The organism is Stenotrophomonas sp. FR010, from assembly GCF_047520755.2.
Taxonomy (GTDB): domain Bacteria; phylum Pseudomonadota; class Gammaproteobacteria; order Xanthomonadales; family Xanthomonadaceae; genus Stenotrophomonas; species Stenotrophomonas sepilia.
On the sequence record NZ_JAXBQT020000026.1, the window covers coordinates 54,485 to 61,828 of the forward strand.

The following is a 7,344-nucleotide window of genomic DNA, read 5'->3' on the forward strand; positions in this document are numbered from 1 at the left end:
GGGGGGGGGGGGGGGCCGGGGGGCCCCCACACCTCTGCCTGCGGTAGAGCCGAGCCCATGCTCGGCTGCTTGCTGCCGGCCAGCCGAGCATGGGCTCGGCTCTACATGCATTCACAATTTGCTACACCGGCCCCGCTAGGCTGGTTTTCCACCGAGCGCGGCCGGGTGACAAACCCGGCAACTTTCGGCACTGTCGGGGTGTCTGAACACCCTGCAGTCTCCCCCTTGGCAAGGCGCCTTCGAGCACGTCAATGAAATTCAAAGCCCCCGCATTCCTGATGGCCCTGGCGCTGGTCGCGCCGCTGGCGCTGGCGGCCAAGGCCGACTCGCCTGCATTGCCCGCTGCGGCAACTGCCGATCAGGTGACCACCTCCAAGCTGGTATATGGCCTGTTGTCCGACAGTCGTTACGCCTACCGCCCGCGTGCGCTGGACGAGGCCACCTCCAAGGACGTGTTCAAGCGCTATCTGGAGACGCTGGACGGCGCCAAACAGTATTTCACCCAGGCCGACGTGGCGCGCTTCGCGCCCTTCGAAGCCAACATCTCCTCGGCCATCCGTGGCGGCGAACTGGAACCGGCGTTCCAGGTGTTCGCGGTCTACAAGCAGCGTGTCGGCGAACGTGTGGCCTTTGCGCGCAAGCTGCTCAAGCAGGAGCCGGACTTCACCACCGACGAGCGCTTCGAGTACGACCGCAAGAAGGTGCCGTGGGCGGCCAGCAGCGCCGAGCTGGATGAGCTGTGGCGCAAGTCGGTGAAGAACGACTGGCTGCGCCTGAAGCTGGCCGGCAAGAAGCCGGACGATATCCGCAAGACGCTGGACAAGCGCTACGCGACGCTGGAGAAGTCGGTCAACGAGCTGAAGGGCGAAGACGTCTTCCAGTTCTTCATGAATTCGTACACCAGCGCGGTTGATCCGCACACCGATTACTTCACCCCGCGCACGGCCGAGAACTTCAACCAGGCGATGTCGCTGTCGCTGGAAGGCATCGGTGCGCAGCTGCAGCGCCAGGACGACGTGGTGGTGATCCGCGAGATCATCGCCGGCGGCCCGGCTGCGGTGGACGGCACGCTGAAGCCGGGTGACCGCATCGTCGGCGTTGGCCAGGGCAAGTCCGGCCAGGTCGAGGACGTGATCGGCTGGCGCATCGACGATGTGGTGGCCAAGATCCGCGGCGCCAAGGACACCCAGGTCAAGCTGGAGTTCATTCCGGCTGCCGAAGGTGCCGACGGCAAGCACCACACCCTGGTACTGACCCGGCAGAAGGTGCGCCTGGCCGAACAGGCCGCCAAGGGCGAGACCATGACCATTCCGGCCGCCAACGGCGAGCCGGCACGGAAGATCGGCGTGATCAAGCTGCCGACCTTCTACCAGGATTTCGAAGGCCGCCGCCGCAACGCCGCCGACTATGCCTCGGCCACCCGCGACGTGGCCAAGCTGCTGGCTGGTTTCAAGAACGACAAGCTGGACGGCGTGGTGCTGGACCTGCGCAACAACGGCGGCGGTTCGCTGGATGAAGCCATCGAGCTGACCGGCCTGTTCATCGAGCAGGGCCCGGTGGTGCAGGTGCGCGAGTCCGGTGGCCGCGTCACCGTCAACAGCGACCGCAACCAGGGCGTGGCGTGGGATGGCCCGCTGGCGGTGCTGATCAACCGCGGTTCGGCTTCGGCCTCGGAGATCTTCGCCGGTGCGATCCAGGATTATGGTCGTGGCCTGGTGATCGGTGAAACAAGCTTCGGCAAGGGCACTGTGCAGAACATCGTCGACCTCGACCGTTGGCCGAGTGGCGAGACCCAGCGCTTCGGCCAGGTCAAGCTGACCATCGCCCAGTTCTTCCGCATCAGCGGCAGCAGCACCCAGCACAAGGGCGTGGTGCCGGACCTGGCCTTCCCGGCCAGCGTCGATGCCACCGAGTTCGGCGAGAGCACCTACGATAACGCCCTGCCGTGGACCCGTATCGCCGCCGTGCCGCACACCCAGTACGGCAACTTCGCGCCGCTGCTGCCGAAGCTGGAGGCCCGCCACGACGCGCGAATCGCCACCGACAAGGAATTCCAGTGGTGGAACGAGGACGTGCAGCAGTTCCGGACCGAGGCGGCGAAGAAGTACATCTCGCTCAACGAGGCCACCCGTCGCGCCGAACGCGAGCGCCAGGACGCCCAGCGCAAGGAACGCCAGCTGCAGCGCAAGGAGCTGGGCCTGGCCCTGGACCCGCTGGCCGATGACAGCAGTGATGATGGCCTGACCGGCAACGAGCGCGACATTGTGAAGGATGCCGCCCGCGAGAAGGCCGCCGAAAAGCGTCCGGACCCGCTGCTGCGCGAGTCGGCCTCGATCCTGGCCGACGCGGTGAACCTGCTGGCCAATGACCGTCCGCTGTCGGCCCAGGTGCTGCCGCAGTCCACCGGCGCGGGGCGCTGGGCGGACTGAGCCGGAGACGGCGCGCGACATCCGCAGGGGCCGGCATTGCCGGCCCCTTTCTGTTTGGGAAGCCCATTCCCGGTCGCGCCGGGCCATGCCCGGGCCAGTGAAGTGCCGCAAACGACTTGATCCCCTCCGTCCCCTTTTTGCGTGCATGAACCGGGAGCAACGTGGGGGGCCATATCGACCTGCCGCACACGGGGGCGGGACTACCCTTGGTGCTTCCGTTCTCGCAGGAGTACCCATGCGGGCCTCCCGTCTTTCCAGCGCTGCCGTGGCCTGCGCCAGCGCCTTGATCCTTTCGGCCTGTGGTGGCCGCGCCGCCGACAGCACCGTGCTGCGCGAGTCTTTCGATTCCGGCGATACCTTCTCGCGCACCGTTGAGGGACGCCCCGGCGAAGCCTGCGAGGCCGCGCGCCGCACGCTGCTCAGCCAGGGCTATGCCATCGCCCGTTCAGATGATGCGCAGGTGGAGGGCAACAAGAACTTCCAGCCGCGCGAGGATGACCATGAGCAGCTGGTGCTGCGCATCTCCTGCGCCCCGCGCGGCAGCCAGACGCTGGTATTCGTCAGTGCAGTGCAGGACCGCTACGCGCTGAAGAAGAGCCCGACCTCGGCCAGTGTCGGTGTGGGTGCGCTGGGCTCGGTGTCGCTGCCGTTCGGCAGCAACGACGACTCGCTGGTGAAGGTGGCCAGCAGCACGGTCACGGATGCCGAGTTCTATCGTCGCTTCTTCCAGCGCCTGCAGCAGTATCTGCCGGCCGCGGCGGGCATGCCATCGCCATCGCCGGCAGCGGCGCCGGAACCCGCACCGGCGGTCACGGATCAGGGCTGAGTGTGCGCGGCAGGTGGCTGATTGCAGCCCTGCTGCTGGCGCCCGCGTGGGTCGTGGCAGCGCCATCCCCGGACTGTACGCAGGGCCTGCTGCAGCGGTTGGGGTGGCGCTTCGAAGAAGCGTCCCTCACCGCGCCGCAGGTGCGCGGTGGTCCGGTATGTACGCGTGCCTCGCTGGCTGATTCACAGGCGGCCGGCGACCTGCAGGTGCGGTGGCCGGCGGCGCTGCCCGCTGCCGCTCGGCAGGCACTGCTGCAGCAGCTGCTGGATGACCCCGCCACCGTCTGCGCCTATGCCTTCGAGCTGGGGGCGGCCACGCGGCGCGCGACTTCGGCATTGCAGGGCAATCCCACGTTCCGCTTCTCCGGCCCGCAGCTGGGATGGATCGGCTTCGGATTGCAGGGCGCACCGGCACAGGGTTGGCAGCGTACGCGCAGTTTCGGTCGTGGCTTCGTGCCCCGCGCGGGCAACAGCCATGCGTTGCAGGCGTTCTACAGCGGTGCCGTGCGTGCCGAATGCGGTGTCGGCCGCCAGGTCGCACAGCTGGCCACCCAGCGCGAGCTGTATGGCGATGCTGCGTTCGACACCGGGTTCGCAGCGGAGGAACTGTCGATCGGCACCTTCCTCGCGCTGCACGACACCGACAGCATCCTGCTCGGCGCGCATGCGGGCGACCTCTTCGCCGATGGCAAGGCGGTGCGCACCTCGGCGATGGGGCGGCAGGCGTTCGTGGGCGTGCCCGGTTTCATCGAACATGTGTACGACAAAGGCACGCTGGACGACCTGAGCAACCAGGCCGAGAACTTCGTGGTGGTCGAGGTGGGCGAGGGCGCTGCGCAGGCGCTGGCGCTGCACGCCGGCCTGGCCTGGTACGACCAGCGCAATGCCGAGCTCTGGAAACTGGCGCAGGACATCCCGCGCATCGGCCAGCGCTATTTCGAGCGCCTGCTGTTCGAGCGCGATCCACAGCTGCGCGCACACCTGGCGCCGCGCTACCACGCGGCTCTGGTGCGCATGGATCAGCTGCTGGACGATCCGTTCTACCAGCAGTTCGTGATCTACGTGCATCCGCGCGGTATACGTCCTATCGGCTACCACATCGTCCGCCTGCTCGATCGCAACCCGAGAACGCCGTTTTCGATCGACCTGGCGGTGCACAATCTGCATACCACGCTCTACCGGCGTTGGCGCGAGGCGCAGCTGCGCCACTGCGCGGCTACCGGCAGGCCAGGCAGCCTGACCCTAGACCCCAACTGAAGGTGAAACAATGGATATTGCAATGATCGGCCTCGGCCGCATGGGCGCCAACATGGCCCAGCGCCTGCATCGCGGCGGCCACCGCGTGGTCGGCTACGACCCGGGCGAAAGTGCGCGCCAGCGCGCTGCAGAGGCCGGCCTGGAAGTGGTTGATTCGCTGGCCGCCGCCGTGGCCGCGCTGCCGGTGCCGCGCGTGGTGTGGCTGATGGTACCGGCCGGCGAAACCGTCGACCAGACGCTGGGCCAGTTGACCCCGCACCTGGCCGAGGGTGACATCGTCATCGACGGCGGCAACTCCAACTACCAGGACTCGATCCGTCGCGCCAAGGCGCTGGCGGAGGACGATCTGGGCTACGTCGACTGCGGCACCAGCGGCGGCGTGTGGGGCCTGCAGGAAGGCTACAGCCTGATGGTCGGTGGCGAAGCGCCGGTGGTGGAGCAGATCGCACCGCTGCTGCGCACGCTGGCACCGGCAGAAGATCGTGGCTGGGCGCGTGTCGGTCCGTCGGGCGCCGGCCATTTCACCAAGATGGTCCACAACGGCATCGAGTACGGGATGATGCAGGCCTATGCCGAAGGCTTCGCGCTGATGGAGCGCAAGCAGGAGATGGCGCTGGACCTGGCCCAGGTGGCCGAAGTCTGGCGCCACGGCAGCGTGGTGCGTTCGTGGCTGCTGGACCTGAGTACCGAAGCACTCAAGCGCAATCCGTCGCTGGATGGCATCGCGCCATACGTGGAGGATTCCGGCGAAGGCCGCTGGACCGTGGCCGAAGCCATCGCGCTGGACGTGCCGGCACCGGTGATCACGTTGTCGCTGCTGGAACGCCTGCGTTCGCGCGAATCGAATTCGTTCACCGACCGCCTGCTGTCGGCGATGCGCAATGAATTCGGCGGCCACGCCATCAAGAAGTCGTAAGCACTGCGGTGGGGTCAGAGCCCTTCGGCGTTGCCGAAGGGATCCGACCCCGGGCAGATCAGGGTCGGATCCCTTTCCGCAGGAAAGGGTTCTGATCCCATGCAGCCAGTCGAGCATGGCTCGACTCTACAAAAGCCGTCTCCGATCGTTGCCACGTCATCCACGCATGGCGTGGATCTACTGGTCAGTCCAACGCGATCCGCCGCCCTTCGCGCGCGCTGTCCATGCCGGCCTGCAGCAGCCGCATCAACTGCAATGCCTGCATCGGGCTGACCGTCGCTTCGCCGTCGCCGTGCATCGCCGCTGCGAACTGCGCATACAACCGACGATAGTCGCCGGGCAGGTTGTCGACGGTGCTGCGCAGAACATTGTCTTCTGCATCACAGCGCACCAGTTCGCCATGCCGGGGATCGATGCCCCAACCGGGCGCACCCGGCGCTACGCCGCGGCGCAGCTGGGCCTCCTGCACATCCAGGCCGTACTTGATCCAGCTGGCCTTGCTGCCATGCACGCTGAAGTGCGGGGCAGGGGCAGCCACCAGTGAACCGGCATGCACGATGGCGCGATGCCGCGGGTAGTGCAGTACGGCGTGGAAGTAATCGATGCCGGTGCCACCTTGGCGCTGCACGGCCAGATCCGCATCGATGGCGTCGGGCCAGCCGAACAGCACCAGCATCTGGTCCAGCAGGTGCGGGCCGAGGTCGTACCACAGGCCACTGCCTGGCCCGTCCTGTTCGCGCCAACGGTCGCGCACCTGCGGCCGGTAGCGGTCGAAATGCGCATGGCATTCGGCCACCTCGCCCAGCGTGCCTTCGGACAGCAGCGCCTGCAGCGTGAGGAAGTCGGCATCGAAGCGCCGGTTCTGGAACACGGTGGCGATGCGGCCGGCGTCGCGTGCTGCGGCCAGTACCGTTTCCGCTTCGGCCACATCCAGCGCAAAGGGTTTGTCGACCAGCACGTGCTTGCCGGCGGCCAGCGCGGCCATCGCCAGTGGCGCGTGCTGTTCGTTCGGCGTGGCGATCACCACCGCATCCACCGCTGGATCGTCGAACACGTCCTGTGGCGTTGCACGCACGTGTACGTTGCTGAACGTGCGCAGTAACGTGTCGCGCTGCGAGCTGACGATGCTGTGCAGGACCAGGCCGGGCGTGTGCTGGATCAGCGGCGCATGGAAGACGCGGCCGGCGAGGCCGTAGCCGATCAGGGCCAGGTGCAGGTCGGGGCGCATGGCAGAGCTCCGGCAGGGGGGGAAGGGCAGGGTAGACGACGGATGCGGACAGCCCAAAACTGAACCGTTGCCGTTGGAAACGCTTCGATTCACGGCGGCATGACCGCGACGCCACGCCTGCTCTACGTGCGCTTGTCCAGACTGGCAGCACATCCCGAAGGAGAACGACACGATGAGCAATACCACTCGCACGCTGATTGCTTCTGCCCTGACGCTGGGCCTGGCACTGTCCTCCTCGGCCGCCTTCGCCAAGGACCCGGCCGCGAAGAGCCCGCCGACCACCAGCGCACATCCGGCTACCCATGCGGATCGCCATGATTCCAACGAACCGGTGACCGACAGCTGGATCACCACCAAGGTGAAGGCGGACCTGCTGACCAGCAGCAACGTCCCGGGCACCGAAATCAAGGTGGAAACGGTGAACGGCGTGGTCAGCCTGAGCGGCACCGTGGCCACCCAGGCCGAGAAGGACAAGGCGGTCACCACCGCCAAGGGCATCAAGGGCGTGACCCGCGTCGATGCCGCCGCATTGAAGGTCAGCGCTGCCGCCAAGCGCTGAACCGGTTGGGCGCCCCCGCGTGGGGCGCCCGCTGACCTGTAGCAACTGTCTTGTCAGGCGGAGGCCATCTGGGCCTCCGCGTCACGCTTGCGGGCGTTGAGGATCACCAGCATCTTGCGCATCACCGCGA

The 7,344-nt window shown here is 67.1% G+C and carries 6 protein-coding genes; 5 read left to right on the forward strand and 1 reads right to left on the reverse strand.

Annotated elements, in window-relative coordinates; all coding sequences use genetic code 11:
• Positions 1–251 precede the first annotated feature (251 nt).
• The 4 genes from ACM0PK_RS18920 to gnd all read left to right on the forward strand — a co-directional run bounded on the left by ACM0PK_RS18920 (position 252) and on the right by gnd (position 5,427).
• Positions 252–2,429 (forward strand): carboxy terminal-processing peptidase, encoded by a 2,178-nt coding sequence (locus tag ACM0PK_RS18920; RefSeq protein ID WP_005419368.1) that lies wholly within the window; start codon positions 252–254, stop codon positions 2,427–2,429.
• Positions 2,430–2,664: 235 nt separating this feature from the next.
• Positions 2,665–3,255, forward strand: a complete 591-nt coding sequence (locus ACM0PK_RS18925) for a DUF2242 domain-containing protein (protein WP_111201874.1) — start codon at positions 2,665–2,667, stop codon at positions 3,253–3,255.
• 17 nt (positions 3,256–3,272) lie between these two features.
• Entirely contained in the window at positions 3,273–4,511 is a 1,239-nt protein-coding gene (locus ACM0PK_RS18930; protein WP_111201876.1) for a hypothetical protein, read from the forward strand.
• A gap of 10 nt (positions 4,512–4,521) precedes the next feature.
• Positions 4,522–5,427 carry a phosphogluconate dehydrogenase (NAD(+)-dependent, decarboxylating) gene (gene gnd, locus ACM0PK_RS18935; RefSeq protein WP_242891261.1) on the forward strand — a complete coding sequence of 302 codons (906 nt, stop codon included), beginning with the start codon at positions 4,522–4,524 and terminating at the stop codon, positions 5,425–5,427.
• A 184-nt stretch (positions 5,428–5,611) separates the two neighbouring features.
• On the opposite strand, the gene ACM0PK_RS18940 is transcribed toward gnd, so the two are convergent.
• Positions 5,612–6,655: an oxidoreductase gene (locus ACM0PK_RS18940; protein ID WP_061479680.1), complete on the reverse strand. Its 1,044-nt coding sequence runs from the start codon at positions 6,653–6,655 to the stop codon at positions 5,612–5,614.
• Between the two features lie 172 nt (positions 6,656–6,827).
• Between ACM0PK_RS18940 and ACM0PK_RS18945 the strand changes: the two genes are divergently transcribed.
• On the forward strand, positions 6,828–7,214 hold the full coding sequence (locus ACM0PK_RS18945) for a BON domain-containing protein (RefSeq protein WP_053498227.1): 387 nt from the start codon (positions 6,828–6,830) through the stop codon (positions 7,212–7,214).
• Positions 7,215–7,344 lie beyond the last annotated feature (130 nt).